Origin of the sequence: Thermus altitudinis (assembly GCF_022760835.1) — a bacterium.
Taxonomy (GTDB): domain Bacteria; phylum Deinococcota; class Deinococci; order Deinococcales; family Thermaceae; genus Thermus; species Thermus altitudinis.
In genome coordinates, this window is the sequence record NZ_JAKTNQ010000012.1 from 29,377 (window position 1) to 45,254 (window position 15,878).

15 protein-coding genes are annotated in these 15,878 nt (G+C 65.3%); 6 read left to right on the forward strand and 9 right to left on the reverse strand.

Annotated elements, in window-relative coordinates; all coding sequences use genetic code 11:
* Nucleotides 1-10: 10 nt before the first annotated feature.
* From L0D16_RS05960 to L0D16_RS05975, 4 genes are read left to right on the forward strand one after another with little or no spacing between them, the layout of a single operon-like run.
* A complete protein-coding gene (locus L0D16_RS05960) occupies nt 11-733 on the forward strand; it encodes a metallophosphoesterase family protein (RefSeq protein WP_243030571.1) in 723 nt (240 codons plus the stop codon).
* Nucleotides 700-1,509, forward strand: coding sequence for a DNA polymerase III subunit delta' (locus tag L0D16_RS05965; RefSeq protein WP_243030572.1), 810 nt, complete (start codon nt 700-702; stop codon nt 1,507-1,509). The genes L0D16_RS05960 and L0D16_RS05965 overlap by 34 nt, the downstream gene beginning before the upstream one ends.
* A complete protein-coding gene (locus L0D16_RS05970) occupies nt 1,506-2,294 on the forward strand; it encodes a PSP1 domain-containing protein (protein ID WP_243030574.1) in 789 nt (262 codons plus the stop codon). The genes L0D16_RS05965 and L0D16_RS05970 overlap by 4 nt, the downstream gene beginning before the upstream one ends.
* A gap of 5 nt (nt 2,295-2,299) precedes the next feature.
* The gene (locus L0D16_RS05975; protein ID WP_243030575.1) at nt 2,300-2,572 is read left to right on the forward strand and encodes a hypothetical protein; all 273 of its coding nucleotides are present in this window, start codon (nt 2,300-2,302) and stop codon (nt 2,570-2,572) included.
* 2 nt (nt 2,573-2,574) lie between these two features.
* Here the strand turns inward: L0D16_RS05975 and L0D16_RS05980 are convergent, their stop codons facing one another.
* Together L0D16_RS05980 and L0D16_RS05985 are read right to left on the reverse strand one after the other, a co-directional pair.
* Nucleotides 2,575-3,498 carry an ABC transporter permease gene (locus L0D16_RS05980; RefSeq protein ID WP_243030576.1) on the reverse strand — a complete coding sequence of 308 codons (924 nt, stop codon included), beginning with the start codon at nt 3,496-3,498 and terminating at the stop codon, nt 2,575-2,577.
* Entirely contained in the window at nt 3,495-5,327 is a 1,833-nt protein-coding gene (locus L0D16_RS05985) for an ABC transporter permease (RefSeq protein WP_243030578.1), read from the reverse strand. The genes L0D16_RS05980 and L0D16_RS05985 overlap by 4 nt, the downstream gene beginning before the upstream one ends.
* Nucleotides 5,328-5,387: 60 nt before the next feature.
* Between L0D16_RS05985 and ubiE the strand changes: the two genes are divergently transcribed.
* Nucleotides 5,388-6,095 (forward strand): bifunctional demethylmenaquinone methyltransferase/2-methoxy-6-polyprenyl-1,4-benzoquinol methylase UbiE, encoded by a 708-nt coding sequence (gene ubiE / locus L0D16_RS05990; RefSeq protein ID WP_341474614.1) that lies wholly within the window; start codon nt 5,388-5,390, stop codon nt 6,093-6,095.
* Nucleotides 6,096-6,109: 14 nt separating this feature from the next.
* Here the strand turns inward: ubiE and L0D16_RS05995 are convergent, their stop codons facing one another.
* Nucleotides 6,110-6,559 (reverse strand): arsenate reductase ArsC, encoded by a 450-nt coding sequence (locus L0D16_RS05995; RefSeq protein ID WP_243030580.1) that lies wholly within the window; start codon nt 6,557-6,559, stop codon nt 6,110-6,112.
* 122 nt (nt 6,560-6,681) lie between these two features.
* Nucleotides 6,682-8,367 carry a M3 family oligoendopeptidase gene (locus L0D16_RS06000; RefSeq protein WP_243030582.1) on the reverse strand — a complete coding sequence of 562 codons (1,686 nt, stop codon included), beginning with the start codon at nt 8,365-8,367 and terminating at the stop codon, nt 6,682-6,684.
* Between the two features lie 49 nt (nt 8,368-8,416).
* On the opposite strand from L0D16_RS06000, the gene L0D16_RS06005 reads away from it, so the two are divergent.
* Nucleotides 8,417-8,818 (forward strand): acyl-CoA thioesterase, encoded by a 402-nt coding sequence (locus L0D16_RS06005; RefSeq protein WP_243030584.1) that lies wholly within the window; start codon nt 8,417-8,419, stop codon nt 8,816-8,818.
* Here L0D16_RS06005 and L0D16_RS06010 read toward each other — a convergent pair.
* From L0D16_RS06010 to L0D16_RS06030, 5 genes are read right to left on the reverse strand one after another with little or no spacing between them, the layout of a single operon-like run.
* Nucleotides 8,798-11,047, reverse strand: coding sequence for an endonuclease MutS2 (locus L0D16_RS06010; RefSeq protein WP_243030586.1), 2,250 nt, complete (start codon nt 11,045-11,047; stop codon nt 8,798-8,800). The genes L0D16_RS06005 and L0D16_RS06010 overlap by 21 nt on opposite strands.
* A gap of 18 nt (nt 11,048-11,065) precedes the next feature.
* Nucleotides 11,066-11,425, reverse strand: coding sequence for a hypothetical protein (locus tag L0D16_RS06015; protein ID WP_243030587.1), 360 nt, complete (start codon nt 11,423-11,425; stop codon nt 11,066-11,068).
* A gap of 9 nt (nt 11,426-11,434) precedes the next feature.
* Complete coding sequence (locus L0D16_RS06020; protein WP_243030588.1) at nt 11,435-13,147, reverse strand: glycoside hydrolase family 13 protein; 1,713 nt, start codon at nt 13,145-13,147, stop codon at nt 11,435-11,437.
* A 4-nt stretch (nt 13,148-13,151) separates the two neighbouring features.
* Nucleotides 13,152-14,471 carry a sugar ABC transporter permease gene (locus L0D16_RS06025; protein ID WP_243030589.1) on the reverse strand — a complete coding sequence of 440 codons (1,320 nt, stop codon included), beginning with the start codon at nt 14,469-14,471 and terminating at the stop codon, nt 13,152-13,154.
* A complete protein-coding gene (locus tag L0D16_RS06030; RefSeq protein ID WP_243030590.1) occupies nt 14,472-15,800 on the reverse strand; it encodes an ABC transporter permease subunit in 1,329 nt (442 codons plus the stop codon).
* Nucleotides 15,801-15,878 lie beyond the last annotated feature (78 nt).

Sequence of the window (15,878 nt, forward strand, 5' to 3'; positions counted from 1 at the left end):
TCTAAAGGCCGTGCGTTACCTGGTCCTCTCCGACATCCACGGCAACTGGCCCGCCCTGGAAGCGGTGCTGGAGGCCGCACCCCCTTTTGACCGGGTGCTTTTCCTGGGGGATGCCGTGGGCTACTACCCGGATGGGGACCGGGTGTTGGACTGGCTCATGGAGGTGGAGGCCCAGTGCGTTCTGGGCAACCACGACGCTTGGCTTTTGGCCCTGGACCGTCTGCCAAAGGAGGGGGTGGTCCTGGAGATCCTGGCCTGGCAACGGAAGAGGCTTTCCCAAAGGCACCTGGATTTCCTCGCCTCCTGGCCCTGGCAGAAGGAGGTGGATGGGGCGTTTTTGGTGCACGGCAGCCCCTGTGACCCCCTGGAGTACCTGGATGAGCTGGAACTGGCCCGCCAGGCCTTCGCCTGCACGGAGCACCGCCTCACCTTTCACGGGCACACTCATCTGGCGGGAGCTTTCTTGGAGCTTTCCGGGCCCCGCCCCTGGGTGCGCTACCAGCGCTTTACCGAGGGGGGCGAGCTCCTCCTGCCCCCCACGGTGCGGGCCCTGGCCAACCCGGGTTCGGTGGGCCAGCCCCGCGACCATGTGCCGGGGGCGGCCTTTGCCCTTTGGGAAGGGGACCGGATCTCCTTTTTCCGGGTGGATTACGACCTGGAGGCGGTGGCCCACCGCCTAGCGGAGGAAGGCTTTCCCCCATGGCTCTACACCCGGCTGACCCTTGGGGAATAATCGGCCACGAGGCCGTTTTGGAGCTTTTGCCCCGGCTTGGGGCCTCCACCTTGCTCTTCTCGGGTCCGGAAGGGGTGGGGAGGCGGCGGGTGGCCCGTTGGTATGCCTGGGGGCTCAACCGGGGGTTTCCCCCCCCTGCCCTGGGGGAGCACCCCGACCTCCTGGAGATCGGCCCCAAGGAGCGGGGCCTGAAGGGGCAGGGGGAGATCCGCCTCGAGGAGGTGGAACCCCTTTTTGCCTGGTTCGCCACTCATCCCCGGGAGCGGGTCAAGGTGGCCATCCTGGACTCCGCCCACCTCCTCACCGAGGCTGCGGCCAACGCCCTGTTGAAGCTTTTGGAAGAACCTCCTTCCTACGGGCGCATTGTCCTCATCGCCCCAGGCCGCGCCACCCTCCTTCCCACTCTGGCCAGCCGGGTTCTGGAGGTGGCCTTCCCTCCTGTTCCCGAGGAGAAGCTTTACCCCTTGACCCAGGATCCCGAGCTTCTGGCCTACGCCGCCGGGGCCCCGGGCCGGCTTTTGCGGGCTCTGGCGGACCTCCCGGCCTTCCGGGCCCGGATGGAAAGGGCCAAGGAGGTGGGGCGCAGGCCGCCATTGGCGAGGGTAGCCCTTCTCAAGGAACTCTTAGAGGAAGAGGAGGGATTCTTCGCCCTCTACGCCGCTTTTCGCCACTCGCCCGGGGCGCTTTTGGCCCTGGAGGCTGCTCGGGAAGCCTTGGAGCGCTATGTGAGCCCGGACCTGGTCCTGGCCCGCTTGGCCTTAGACTTGGAAACATGACCGTGGGCGTTCGCTTGCACGCCGATCTGCGCAAAGCCCGCACCCCTGTCCTGCGCTACTTTCGCTTCCAGGGGGAGCCCCCTCCCCTGGAGGCGTATGTGGTGGTGCGCACCAGCCGGGGCTTGGAGGTGGGAAAGGTGCGCACCCCGCCCCGCAAGGAAAAGGAGGCGGGGGAGGTGGTGCGCCTGGCCACCAAGGAGGATCTGGACCTGGCCTCAAGGCTCCGGGCCAAGGCGGAGGAGGCGGCCTTTTACCTGCGGGCCCGTCTTCAGGAAGAGGGGGTGAGGGCTAAGGTGCTGGGGTGCGACTTCACCCTGGATGGCCGCCACCTTTCCGTGCACTACGCTGCGGAGGAGCGGGTCAACCTCCGGCGCTTTACCCGGGAGCTTGCCGAACGCTTTGGGGCCCGGGTGGAGTTCCTGGCGGAGGGCCCCCGGGAGGAGGCCGCCTATTTGGGAACCTTGGGGGCTTGTGGGATGGAGAGTTGCTGCTCCACCTGGCTCCAGGGCTTTGCCCAGGTGTCCATCAAGCTGGCCCGCGACCAGGGGCTTCCCCTAAGCCCGGAGAAGATCTCTGGCCCCTGCGGCCGGCTCCTTTGCTGCCTGGCCTATGAGCACCCGGTATACCAGGAGCTTCTGGCGGAACTTCCCCGCAAAAACGCCCGGGTCTGCACCAAGGCCGGGGTCTGCGGGAAGGTGCAGAAGGTGAATCCCTTGAAGGGGACGGTGGAGGTTTTGCTGGAAGAGGGGAAGACGCTGGAGGTAACCAAAGAGGAGCTGGCCTAACGGGGATGAGCCGAGCCCAGGTTTTTGCCCTTTGGGTGAGCCGGATGGCCTTGAACCGCCAGGGCACCGAGGCCCAGGTCTTTCTGCGAACCCCTTTGGGGGAGGGTTTTCTTTACCTGCGCTCGGATGGCTTCGCCCACTTTGTCCAGGGCCTGGCCGGGGAGGAGGTGGTGGACTTCACCCTGGGCAGGGGGCAGGTGGTCCTTCGCTTCCAAGACGGTAGTACCCTCACCCTAGGCCGCCGCTTTGGGCGGCTGGCCAAAACCTGGACCCCGTAACCCTACTTCTCGTAGGGCTTGCCCACTGCTGCCGGAGGGCGGCTTTTGCCCATGAAGCCTGCCAAGACCAAGACGGTGACCACGTAGGGGAAGGCCTGCACCAAGACCGCGGGCAGGATCTCCGTACCCTGAAGCTGAATGGCCAAGGCGCTGGCGAAGCCGAATAGCAGGGTGGAGAAGAGGATGCCCAAGGGGTGCCATTTGCCGAAGATCATGGCCGCCAGGGAGATGAAGCCCATGCCCGCCGACATGCCCCGCACAAACTGGTTGAGGAAGCCGATGGCCAGGTAGGCCCCAGCGAGGCCCGCCAGGATCCCGGAGAGAACCACCCCGATGTAGCGCATGCGGTACACGTTCACCCCCAAGGTGTCGGCGGCCTCGGGGTGCTCGCCTACGGCCCGAAGCCTAAGGCCAAAGGGGGTCTTGAAGAGGACCCACCAGGATAGGGGCACCAGGAGAAAGGCCAGGTAGACCAGGGGGGAAAGGGCAAAGCCTTCGGGGCCTATGAGGGGGAGGCGGTTCACCACCTCCTTGGAGTTGGTGGCGTTGCCGTAGAAGTAGGTAAGCACCAGGCTGGGGGCTCCCAGGGCCAGGAGGTTGATGGCGGTGGCGCTGATGATCTGGTCTGCCCGGTACTTGAGGGAAACCACGGCGTGCACCCAGGCCACCAGCCCACCCACGGCCATGGCGCTCAAGACCCCCACCCAGGGAAGCCAAGGATGGGGTCCGGGGCCTAGGGCGTACTCCAGCCTTTCCACCACCACCGCTGCGGTGAGGGCCCCGAAGAGGATGATGCCCTCGAGGGCGATGTTCACCACCCCGCTCCTTTCGGAGAACATCCCTCCCAAGGCGGTGAGCAAAAGGGGGGTGGTCTGGCGCAGGGTGGAGAAGAAGAGGGCGATCCAAAAGGCCGTGTCCAGGTTCATCGGGCCTCCCCCCTTTCCTCCCGTTTGCGGGCCTCTTCCCTAACCTCCACCTCCGCTGCCCTCAGGGGATCGGTGAAGTAGCGGGGCAGGAAACCCCCGGCGGCGATGAAGAGCACGATCAAGGCCTGAAGCACCGCCACCAGTTCCCGGCTGATGCCCAGCTGTAGGTTCACCTGCAAGCCCCCGGTGAGGAGGATGCCGAAGAGCCAAGCGGCCAGGCCTACCCCCAAGGGGGTGTTCTGGCCCATGAGGGCCACGGCGATGCCGTCAAAACCCACAGAGTAGGGAAGGGCTTGCTTCAGGCGGTACTCGTCAATCCCTCCCCCCAGCACGTAGTGGGTGGCGGCCAGGCCCGCCAAAGCCCCGGCCAGGAACATGATGAGCACCAGCTTCCGCCCGGCCAGCACCCCCCCGTACTCCGCGGCCTTGGGGGCTAGGCCCATGGCCCTGAGCTCATACCCCCCCACGGTGCGGAAGACGTAGAAGTGGAAGAAGAAAAGGGCCAAAAGGGCGAGGAGGAAGGCCCCGTTAAGCCGCACCGAGGTGAGGTCGGGGCCAAAGCTCACCGCGGGTCCAGGCAAAAGGCCCCCCATCACGTAGCCCACCGCACCCCCAAGGAGGCCCAGGAGCACCCGATGGCCTAGGCTCTTCCGGGTAAGGAAGTAGCCCAGGAGGCCCAAGAGGAGGGCCAAGGGTAGGGCGAAGGAAAGCTCCCCGCCCGGGGCCACCAGCTCGGTCCAGTGGGGGATGCGGGCCTCAGGGCGGATCTCGTGGCTCCGGGCCTCGTAGCCCGGGTACTTGAAGGGCAAATACAGGGTGCGCCCAAAGAACTTGTACTCGTTGGCGGAGATAAGGAAGAGGAAAAGGCTTGCGGCGATGTAGTTCAGCATGATGGTGTTGATCACCTCGTGGGCCCCAAAGCGGGCCTTAAGCCATCCCGGAAGGGCGCCCCAAAGCCCCCCGGCCAGGGCGGCGGCCAGGATGGCCAGGGGCAAGACCAGCCACCTGGGACCGGGCAGGTACACCCCCACCAGCATGGCGGCGATGGCCCCCAGGATGAGCTGCCCCGGGGCCCCGATGTTGAAAAGCCCCCCGCGGAAGCCCAAGGCCACGGCCAGCCCGGTGAAGATCAAGGGGGTGGCCAGAAGGAGGCTTTGCAGGAAGCCCGAGGGGTTGACCAGGGGGCTATAGAGGAGCTGGTAGGTGTAGGTGATGAGGTCCAGCTTCAGCATCAGGGCTTCCCTCAGGCTTTGGGCCTCCCCTGGGGCCTTCTTCATCACCGCCACGATGACCCCGCCCAGCAAGGAGGCCAGGAGGAGGGAGAAGAGGGGCACCACTACCCCCCGGAGGCGCACCAAGAAGGCCAGGCCCCCCGGGGAAAAAAGCCGGGCCAAAAGGAGGAGGTACAGGCTAAAGGCCAAGGTGGCGTAGCTCCCAAGCCCCAGGCTGTACCGCCTGAGGATGGGCCTTTCGGCTCCGGCGTTTACCTGGGCCACGCTGGCTTGGAAGAGGAGGTAGGTGAGGAGGAAGAGGCCTAGGCCCAGGATCCCCAGGAGGTAGAGCTTCCGGGCGGGCTTGGGGGTCCAGGCCAGGACAAGGGTAAGGGCCAGCCAGGCCAGGGAGGGGTAGAAGACCCCAAGGAGCCAGCCATCCTGGTAGCCGGGGGGCAGGCTTCCTTGGGGCAGGTGGTGGCCGAAGGGGCTTAGGAGCACGCCCTCGCCGCCAAAAAGGCGATGGGGTACCGCCCAGGGGGCCAGGTACCAGAGGAGGAAAAGAGCCCCTCCTCCCAAGGCCACCAGGACGCCTAGGCGCCTCTCGTCCGTCAACACGCCCAAGATTGTACCCTAGCCCCGGGGGTCTAAAGTCCTGGAAGGTGTTAGACTCCTTCCGTGGCGGTTTCCCCGGAGGAAAAGGCCAAGCGGGTGCGGCGCATGTTTTCCGAGATCGCCCCCCGCTACGACTTCTTGAACCGGCTTCTTTCCTTCGGGGCCGATCTTCGCTGGCGCAGGCGGGCGGTGGCCTTGGCCCTAGAGAAGGGTCCCAGGCGCATCCTGGACCTGGCCACGGGTACCGGGGACCTGGCCCTGATGCTCAAGAGGAGGGCCCCCCTTGCGGAGGTGGTGGGGGCGGACTTCGCCCCGCCCATGCTGGAGCTTGCCCGCAGGAAAGCCCAGGCGCAGGGCCTGGGGGTGGAGTTCCTGGAGGCGGATGCCCTGGCCCTTCCTTTCCCTGGAGGGAGCTTTGATGCCATCACCATCGCCTTTGGTTTCCGCAACTTTGCCGACTACCGCAAGGCCCTCCTCGAGCTACGCCGGGTCCTGGCCCCTGGGGGGCGGCTGGTCATCCTGGAGTTTCCCCCGCCCCCAAGGGGGGCCTTTGGCCTGGTCTACCGGGTCTACTTCCAAAGGGTCTTGCCCTTCCTGGGGGGGCTGGTTTCGGGAAGCTTTGGGGCCTACCGCTACCTCCCGGAAAGCGTGGAGGCCTTTCCCCCCCCAGAGGCCCTAAAGGCCATGATGGAGGAGGCGGGCTTTCGGGTGCGCTACGAGCTCCTCACCTTGGGGGTGGCGGCCATCCACGTGGGGGACTTGGAGGCCTAGTGAGCCCAGTGGGGCTACCTTGCGGCCTCCCTCAGCTCCTCATCCGTGGGGATGCGCCCTGCCCTTAGGTTCTCCACCAGGTACCGGGCCATGCGCCCCAGGGCGTCCCGCACCCGGCGCCACTCCTCCAGGGGTTTTCCCGAAGGGTCGGGGAAGGAGACGTGGCGCTTTTCCGTCTTGGCGGGGTAGGCGGGGCAGGCTTCCCGTGCGGCGTCGCACACGGTGAGGACCAGGTCAAACTCCCAGGGGTTGGGCACCTCCAGGAGGGTTTTGGAAAAGTGCCCCCCCAGGTCAACCCCCACCTCGGCCATCACCCTTTTGGCCTCCTCCTTGACGAAGGTCTTGTCGGTGCCGGCGGAGTGGACCTCGAGGTCCACTCCCATCTCCTGGGCCAGGTGCCGGAGCCAACCCTCCGCCATCTGGCTACGGGCGGAGTTGTGGGTGCATAGGACGAGAAGGCGCATCCCCCATAGCCTACCCTGCCCGGTCAGAAAATGGTCAGGTGGCCCTAGCCCTGCCCTTGGCCAGCCCCAGGCCAAGGCTCCGGAAGGGACTCGCCCAGGCGAGGGCCCGGGACCGGGTGAGGTTAGAGCCTCCTCTCGTACTCCTCCACCCTATCCGCCAGGACCTTTAGGCCCTTCTGCCAGAAGGCGGGGCTTTCCAGGTCAAAGCCATGGCGGGCTGCCAGCTCCTTGGCCCGGTACATGCCCGAGGAGGCCAGGAGCTCCCCGTACTGCTCGGCGAAGCCCGGGTCCTCCTTGGCCTCCTGGTACACGGCCAAGCCGAAGAGAAGGCCAAAGGTGTAGGGGTAGTTGTAGAAGTCGGCGCCGTAATAGTGCCCCTTCACCGCCCACATGTAGGGATGATGGCTGGCCAGGGCCTCCCCGTAGGCCTCCTGCTGGGCCTTCAGCATGAGCTCCTTGAACTCCCTGGGGGAAAGCTCCCGGGCCTTTCGCCGGGTAAACACCCAGGACTCAAAGAGGAAGCGGCTATAGATGTCCACCACCACCTGGGCCGCCCCTTGCAGGTAGGCGTCCAGGATCAAAAGCCCCTCCTCGGGAGAGGCCTCCTTGAGGGCCGCCTCCACCACCAGGGTCTCGTTCATGATGCTGGCGGTTTCCGCCAGGGTCATGGGCACCTCCCTTAAGGAGGCGGGCACCTGGGCCAGGGCGAGGTTGTGGTAGGCGTGGCCCAGCTCGTGGGCCAGGGTGGAGACGGATTCAAAGCTCTCCTCGTAGTTGGCCAGGATGAGGCTTTTTCCCCCACCCCTTGGCATGCAGTAGGCCCCGCCCACCTTGCCCTTCCGGGGCAGGAGGTCCATCCAGCGCTCCCTAAAGGCGGCCTCCGCCACTTCGGCGGCCTGGGGGACCAGGGTAGCGAGCTTTTCCCGGATGAAGTCCCGGGCCTCCTCTAGGGTCCAGCGCCGGCCCTTGCCGATGGGGGCAAAGAGGTCCCACCAGTCCAGCCTCTCCTTGCCCAGGGCCTTGGCCTTTAGGAGGTAGTAGCGGCGGAATAGGGGGAGGCTTTCCCTGACCGCCTCGAGAAGGGCCGAAAGGGCCTTCTTGGTGATGCGGTTTTTGTGCAGGCTGGGCTCGAGGTCCTCCCGGTACCCCCGCCTGCGGTTCACCACCGAGGCCTCCCCCTTGACCCCGTTTAGGGCGTAGGCCAGGGGCACCTGGTGGGCTTCCCAGGCCTTAAGCTCCGCTTGGTAGGCCTTCCTTCGCACCTCCTCCTCGGGGCGGAAATAGAGGTTGCGCACCTTGGTGAGGGGCAACTCCTCCCCGTCCACCACCGCGGTGATCTGGCTGGTGAGGTTCTCGTGGAGTTTGGCCCAGGCCTGGCGCCCGGAAAGGGAAAGCTCCGCGGCCAGGACCTCCTCCCCCTCGGGCATCATGTGCAGGGCCTCCTCCTTGGCCTCCTCCACCAGGATGCGGTAAGGGCCGGCCTCCTCCGGGTCCTGTAGGGCCAGGTAGCGGGTGAGGCGGGGCCTTATACGGGCAAAATCCAGGAAGAGCACCTCCAGCTCCGAGAGCTTGGCCAAGGCGGCCTCGTCGCCCGTGTCGGCGCTGAAGCGGGCGTAGAGGTAGGCCCAAAGGGGGGTGGCTTCGTCCGTTAGGGCATCCAGGGTGGCGAGGACCTCCCCTAGGGAGGCTTCCCCTTCCACCAGCTCCTTAAGCTGATGGATCCGCTTCCCCACCCCATCCCAGGCCGCCTGGAACTCGGGGCTTTCCAGACCGGGGAAAAGGGGGGTTAGGTCCCAGGTGGTTTCCATGGCCCCACTATACCTGACCCGTGGGTCAGTTGTGTTAGGCTCTTGGTCTATGGAGGGGTTTCCCGTATCCGTGCCCATACAGGTGCGCTTCCGCGACCTGGATGCCTTAGGCCACGTGAACAACGCCGTCTTCCTCACCTACTTTGAGGTGGCCCGCGCCGCCTATTTTGGGAGACTGGAAAGGGACTGGGTGGAAAAGGGGCACTTCATCCTGGCCCGGGCGGAGGTGGATTTCCTGCGGCCCATCCTCCTGGAGGATCCGGTGGAGGTGGGGGTGCGGGTGGTGCGCCTGGGGCGGAGCAGCTTTGACATGGAGTACCTCCTCTTGGCCAAGGGGGAGGAAGCCGCCCGGGGCAAAACCGTCCAGGTGTGGCTGGAAGGGGGAAGGCCGGCTCCCTTGCCCTCGGCCATCCGCCAGCGCATAGAGGCCTTAGAGGGCCGCTCCTTTTAGCACCACCACCGTGACCCCGTGCCCGCCCTCGTGGGGAGGGGCGTCGGCGAAGGTCTCCACCCGCTTGTCCCGCCTTAGGGCCTCGCGGATGGCCTGCCTAAGGGCCCCGGTGCCCTTGCCGTGGAGGAGGCGCAAGGTGGGAAGGCCTAAGGAGCGGGCCTCCTCCAGGGCCTGGTCCACCTCCAGGAGGGCTTCCTCCACGGTAAGCCCCCGGAGGTCCACTTCCTTTACCTCCCTTCGCGGCTTTAGGCCGATGGCCTTGGGGGTTTCCTGGGCCTTTAAGGGGGTGAGCTCCTTGGCCTTCAGCGTCATCTTCACCGGGCCCACCTGGACCAACGCCTCCTCTCCCCTCAGCTCCAGAAGCCTTCCCTGGCGCTTCAGGGAGGGGATCTCCACCATCTGCCCCGCCTCGAGGCCCCTAGGCACCTCCAAGGCACCCATGGGGGTGCTCCTGGCGTACCGTTCCCTCAGGGCCAGAAGTTCCCGCAGGGCATCCTTTTTCCCCTGGGTTCTGGCCTTTTCCTTGAGGGCCTTGAGTTCCCCCTCCACCTTGAGGAGTTTCTGACGGACCTCCTCCTCTAGGGCCTTGAGCCTTTGCGCCCGCTCCTCCTCAAAACGGGCTTCCCGCTCCTCCAGCCGTTGCCTTAGGGCCTCCACCTGGGCCAAATGGGAAAGGAGCCGGCTTCGCTCCTCCTCGAGGCGCAACCTTTCCGCCTCCAGCTCCTCCAGGAGGGCCTCCAGCCTGCCTCCTTGGGGCAGGAGGCTTTCCGCCCGCTTCAGCACCGCCTCGGGCAGGGCAAGCCTCCTGGCGATAGCCAGGGCGTAGCTGCGCCCCGGCACCCCCAGGACCAGCTCGTAGGTGGGGCGTAAACCCTCCAGGTCAAAGCGCATGGAGGCATTTTGGATGCCCCTTCGCCCCTGGGCGAAGGCCTTCAGGGGGGAGAGGTGGGTGGTGACCAGGCCCTTAACCCCTTTTTCCAGGAGGGCCTCGAGGATGGCCTGGGAGAGGGCCGCCCCCTCCTCGGGGTCGGTGCCGCTTCCCAGCTCGTCTATGAGGACCAGGCTCCGGGCCGTGGCCCCTTCCAGCATTTCCTTAAGCCTTTGCAGGTGCCCAGCGAAGGTGGAGAGGTTTTCCTGAAGGGATTGCTCATCGCCGATGTCGGCGAAGACCCTATCGGGCCAGGCCAAGATGGCCCTCTTGGCGGCCACGAAAAGCCCCGACTGGGCCATGAGCACCGCCAGGCCGAGGGTTTTTAGGAGGGCGGTCTTCCCCCCCATGTTGGGGCCGGAGATGAGGATGAGGCGTTTCTCCTCGTCCAGGCTAAAGGAGTTGGGGACGGGGTTCGGGATCAGGGGGTGGAAGGCTTCCCAAAGCTCATACCCTTCGCCAAACTGGGGCTTTTTAAGCCCCAGGTCCCGGGCCAAGGCCGCCTGGGCCTGGATGAGGTCCAACAGGGCCAGGGCCCTTAGGGTGCCGGGAAGGGCTTCATCCTGGGCCAGGGCTTCCGAAAGCTCCCTTAGGATGCGGTTGACCTCCTCCTCCTCCTGGAAGCGGAGGGATTGGAGGCGGTTATTCAGCTTCACCACCGGGAGGGGTTCTATGAAGAGGGTGGCCCCGGACTCGGATTCGTCCAGGAGGATACCGGGTATTTTCTGGGCCATCCCTGCCCGCACGGGGATGCAGTAGCGCTCGCGGCGCACGGTGACGAACCGGTCCTGGACGGCCTCGGGATGGCGGTCTAAGAGGGCATAAAGCCTGTCTAGGATTTGCTGGCGCAAGGGCTTAAGCTCCCGGCGGATGGCGAGGAGTTTGGGGCTGGCCTCGTCCCGCACCGCCCCTTCCTCGTCCAGGGTCTTTTTCACCCGAAGGAGAAAGGCCCCGTGCTCCCCAATGCCCGCCGCCACCTGGCCCAGGTGGTTTTGCAAGGCGAGGAGTTCCCCCTTGAGGGCCAGGGCTTCCTGGAGGGCCTGGGCGGCCTGGAGAAGCTCGAGGCCGGAGAGCCTGGCCCCTTCTTGAGCCTTGCGGTAAGCCTCCCTCAGGGCCCCGGCCTCGGGGAGGGTGTAGGGGTAGGCCAAGGCCTCCTGGGTGAGGGCAAGCCTCCTTTCCGCCTCCTCCTTGGGCAGGGGGGCCAGGGCTAAGGCCAGCTCCTCCCCCAAGGGGGTCTTGGCCCTTTCCGCTAGGAGGCCGCGGACTTTGGGGAACTCCAGGACCTCGAGGACATCCCGCACAAAAGCCCAGTATACCGGTTAGACCTGGCGCCTTAGGAGGCGCAGGAGGAGGGAGAGGGCCACCTGGCCACCCGGGCCCAGGGCCCTTTCCAGGAGGAAGCCTGCCCGGCCCAGCCGCCCAAGGGGTAGGAGGGAAAGAAGCCCAGCGAGGAGGGAGAGGAGCCGCTTGCGCTCCTCTGGGGTGAGGCTCTCCCAGCGGACCTTGGCCTCCTGAAGCAAGGCGGCAAGCCGCCTACGGAAGCCTGGAGTGTTGGGGTCTTCCTCCTTTAGGGTTTCCATCCGCACTAGGAGGTCTTTCCCAGTTGGGGAAGTCTCTTTGGGTGGGACCTGGGGCTTGCCCATCCGCCGCGCCTTTGGGCCGAACCTTTTAAGCCGCATGGCTTCCCATTATAAGGGTTGGAAGAGGAGGTAAGAGGCCTCCACTTCCCCTTCCACCTCCCTTTCCGTCAACAGGTCCAGCCCCCGGGGGAGGGTGAGCCTGGCCCCTTCGGGGGCGAAGAAGGCCCAGACCTCCTGGCCCTGGTAGCGCCTTTTGAAGGCCAGGACCCCCTGCCCCGCCCCCAAGGGCAAAAGCCCCCCCAAACGCAGGACCGGGTGGGTGCGCTTAAGCTGGACCAGCCTGCGCATGAAGGCCAAGAGCTCCCGGTTCCACTTTTCCTCCTCCCAGGGGAAGGGGGCCCGGCAGTAGGGGTCCCCCTGCCACCTCCTGTAGGGGTTAGCCTGGGAAAGGCCCACCTCGTCCCCGTAGTAGATGGCGGGGCTTCCCGGGAAGGCGAAGAGAAGGGCATAGGCCAGCTTAAAGCGTTCCACATCCCCTTTAAGCCGCCAAAGGGCCCGGGGGATGTCGTGGGAGGAGAGGAGGGTGTACATTGCGTGCCTAACCTGGAGGGGCAGGGCCTGGTAGTGGTCCCAGAGGACCGCCCAGGCCTCCTGGGCGCTCAGGGTTACTTCCCGCCCGTACACGTCCCGACCGGAAAGCCACGCCATCACCGGATGGGCGAAGCCCGCGTAGTGCATGGCCCCGTCCAGGGTATGGGCCCTCAGGGTGGGGGTGGCGTCGTAGAAAAGCTCGCCGATCACCAGGGCCTCGGGCCTTTCCTCCTTGGCCACCCGGGCCAGGGCGCGAAGCCAGTGGGCGTTTTTGCGGTTGGTCCCCCCTTCCCCCAGGGAGTGGGCCACGTCCAGCCGGAAACCGTGGGCCAGACGCATCCAGTGGCGGATGGGGGCCCGTCGGCCATAGACCAAGCGCTCCTGGGTGAGGGGGGAGGCGTAGTCCAGCTTGGGCATGGATTTTAACCCCCAGAAGGCGGCGTAGGAGCCATCGGGGTAGAAGGTGAACATGCCCCGTTCCGGGCTTTGGGGGTCCTCCAAAGCCCTTTGGAACCAGGGGTGGGTGGCCCCCACGTGGTTGAAGACCCCGTCCAGCAAAAGACGCATGCCCTTTTCCTCCAAGGCCCTATAAAGGGCTTCCAAGGCCTCCTCCCCTCCCAGGTGGGGGTCCACCCGCAGGTAGTCTTCGGTGTCGTAGCGGTGGCTGCTTCTGCTTTGGAAGATGGGCGTGAGGTAGAGGACTTCCACCCCCAAGTTCTCCAGGTAGGGGAGGGCCTCGAGGACACCCCAAAGGTCCCCCCCGTAGAACTCCCAGGCCCCTTCCGGACCCGGGGGCTCGTTCCAGGCCTTTTTGCGGATGGGTTTGCCCATGAGGAGCCATTCCCCATCCTGGGGGGCAAGCTCTGGGCGCCCCTGGCGGAAGCGGTCGGGGAAGATCTGGTAGTAGACCGTGCCCAGGGCCCACCTGGGGGGAAGGGGCCCCGCCAGGAGGTGGAAGAAGCGGTCGTAGCGGGGAAGGCTCTTTTCCAGCCCATGGCTTCCCCAGAAGCCCTGGGGCAGGAGGAAGCAGTAGCGAAAAGGGCTGGTGTGCACGGGAACCCGTGCCCTTAGGCCTCCTTTGGCCCGTTGCATGGGTTTTTTGTGGATCTCCCCATCCTTCTCGTAAAGGAAGAGCCCCTCTTTGGCCTCGGTTTCCAGGAAAAAGCTTACCTCCTCCCCCAGCTCCGGCAAGGGGGGATGGAGGTGCTCCAGGTCATGGTGGTGGGCCATGGCGTTACTCCTTGACCGCCCCCGCCGTATAACCGGAGACGAAGTACTGCTGGAAGCCATAGAAGAGGAAGAGGATGGGCAAGGAGCCCAGCACGCTGGCGGCGGCAAAGATCCCCCACTTGGTCTGGAACTGGCCGGTGGTGAAGCTCCTAAGCCCCACGCCCACATTCCAGCTCTCCACCCCGGTGAGGACCAGGTTGGCCAGGACGAACTCCGAGTAGGTGCCCACGAACTGCAGCAGGAAGATGAAGACGAACATGGGGGCGGAAAGGGGGAGGAGAATCCTCGTGAAGACCTGCCACTTGGTGGCCCCGTCCACCATGGCCGCCTCCTCGAGGCTCGGGCTGATGCTCTCCAAATACCCCTTGTACACCCAGGTGCCAAAGCTGATGATGCCCCCCGAGTAGGCCAGCACAAGCCCGGTGAAGGTGTTCAGGAGGTCCAGCCGGGAAAGCAGGTAGTAGATGGCCACCAGGGCCAGAAACCCGGGGAACATCTGCACGAAGATGAAGAAAAGGAGGAGGGGATACCGCCCTGGCAGGTGGCGGAAGCGGGCGAAGGCGTAGCCGGCGGTGGCGGTGAGCAAGACGGCCAGAAGGCCCGTAAGCCCCGAGATGAGAAAGGTATTTCGCACCCAGAGGAGAAACTTGGTCTCTGTGCCCTGGCCGGTGAACTGCTTGGGGGAAAGGGTAAGGGCCAGGGCGAATACGCTCAGGGCCAGGAGGAGCAAAGCCCTTCCTTGCCAGAGGTCCATCCAGTCCTCCCCAGGCCTTAGCCGCCTTAGGAGGCCGACCAGGGCCACGCCCCATAGCCCTAGCCCCGAAAGCAGGAGGAGGCCCACCTGGTAGGGGTAAAGGACCACCCCCTCCACCAGCTTGGCGTAGTTTTCCAGGGAGGGCTCGGGGACGTAAGGGATTACCTTGGCGTCCAGGAGGAGAAACCCCGTGTCCGGCCTGCGGAAGCTGAAGAGGTTGTTGGTGGGATCAAAGCTGGCGGCCACCACCTGGACCACGGGGTAGTAGACGAGGAGGATCAGCACCCAGAGGAAGAGGTGGGTCACCCCTTGCCAGAAAAGGGGCCAGGGGCTTCGCTTGCGCCCCTGGAGGCGGTTTGCCAGCAGGGTGTAGACCAGGCTGTAGAGGAGGACCAGGAGGACCAAGCCCAGAAGGATGGCCAGGGCGTACGCCCAGCCATAGGGCACGAAGACGCTGCCGAAGGCCACCTGCTTGCGGTAGGAACCCTCGTCAAAGAGGCGGTTTAGGGCGAACCAGTAGACCCCATAGAGGCCGAACCCGAAAAGGAGGAAGGCGAAAAGCCGCCGCATCTACCTCACCTCCCGTAGGGCACCGGTGACGCGGAAGTTCACCAGGCTGATGGCCACGGTGATGGCGAAGATGAGGAGGCTGATGGCCGCCCCCAGGCCATAGGCGGACTGCCCCTCGGCGCTGAAGGCGGTCTTGTAGGCCCAGGAGATGAGGATGTCCGTGGCCTGGGCCGTGGCCAGGCGGCCTTCCTGGGCGGGCCCCCCGCCGGTGAGCAGGTAGATGATGTAGAAGTTATTGAAGTTAAAGGCGAAGGAGGAAAGCAGGATGGGGACCATGGGCTTTTCCAAAAGGGGAAGGGTGATGCCCCAAAGGGCCTGCCAGGGGGTGGCCCCGTCCACCTTGGCGGCCTCATAGAGCTCATCGGGGATGGTGGAAAGGGCGCCCAAGGTGGCGGTCATCATGTAGGGGAAGCCGAGCCACAGGTTCACCAATAGGATGGCCACCTTGGCCCAGTCGGGGTCGTTGAGCCAGGGGATGGGGTAGACGCCCAGGACCCCCAGGAGGCGGTTGATGGCCCCGAAGTTATAGTTGAGAAGGGCCACAAAGACCTGCACGGTGATCACCCCCGGCAACGCCCAGGAAACAATGAGGACGGTGCGGTAAAAGTTCCGTAACTTCAAGGCTTTGTTGTTGAGGATGAGGCCCAGCACCAAGCCCAAAAAGGCGTTCAGAAGCACGGTGCTAAGGGCGAAGGCCACGTTCCAGGCGAAGACGGGGAGAAGGGCCTTACTGGCTTGGGAAAGGATAAAGCCGAAGTTTTTCAAGCCCACGAACTGGAAGGCGTTCACCTTGGCCACGTACTCCACCGGGAAAGGAGGGGTGCGGTCCAGGAGAAGGGTAGGGCCTTCGGCCTCTAGGATCCGGGCCCGGGCCCGGTGCCCCTCGCTGTAGACCTCCACGGGCTCTCCTGTGCAAGGGTCGCAGCGGAGGGCTTCCCGCACGGGTTCTTCCAGGGTAAGCCTGGGGCCCTCCTGTTTCAGCACCCGGGTTTCCGTGGAGCGGTCAGGGAAGCCGTTTTTCCGCCCCGAGTAGTCGGTGAAGGCCAAGTAGACGGTGAGGGCGATGGGGTAGAGGGTGAAGACCAGGAGGAAGGAGAGGGCAGGAAGGAAGTAGTACCAGTCGGTGAGCCAAGGGAAAAGGCGCCCCACCAGGATGGCTCCCGGCACCAGCACCAGAAGGGCCAAGACCAGGATGGACCAACCCGGAGGGGCGAAGTAGGCTTCCAGGACCAGGTAGCCCAGGACGCCCACCCCGGTGGAGAGGATTAGGAGGCCCAAAAGGAGGGATAGGGCCAGGAGGAAACCCGTAAGACCAGGAGGATGTTTCATGGTTTAACGATACGCCCCCCACGGGGGAAGGGGTTCCCGCAGGGGGCCGAACGTGTGCGCATGTTTTCCTTGCGGGGT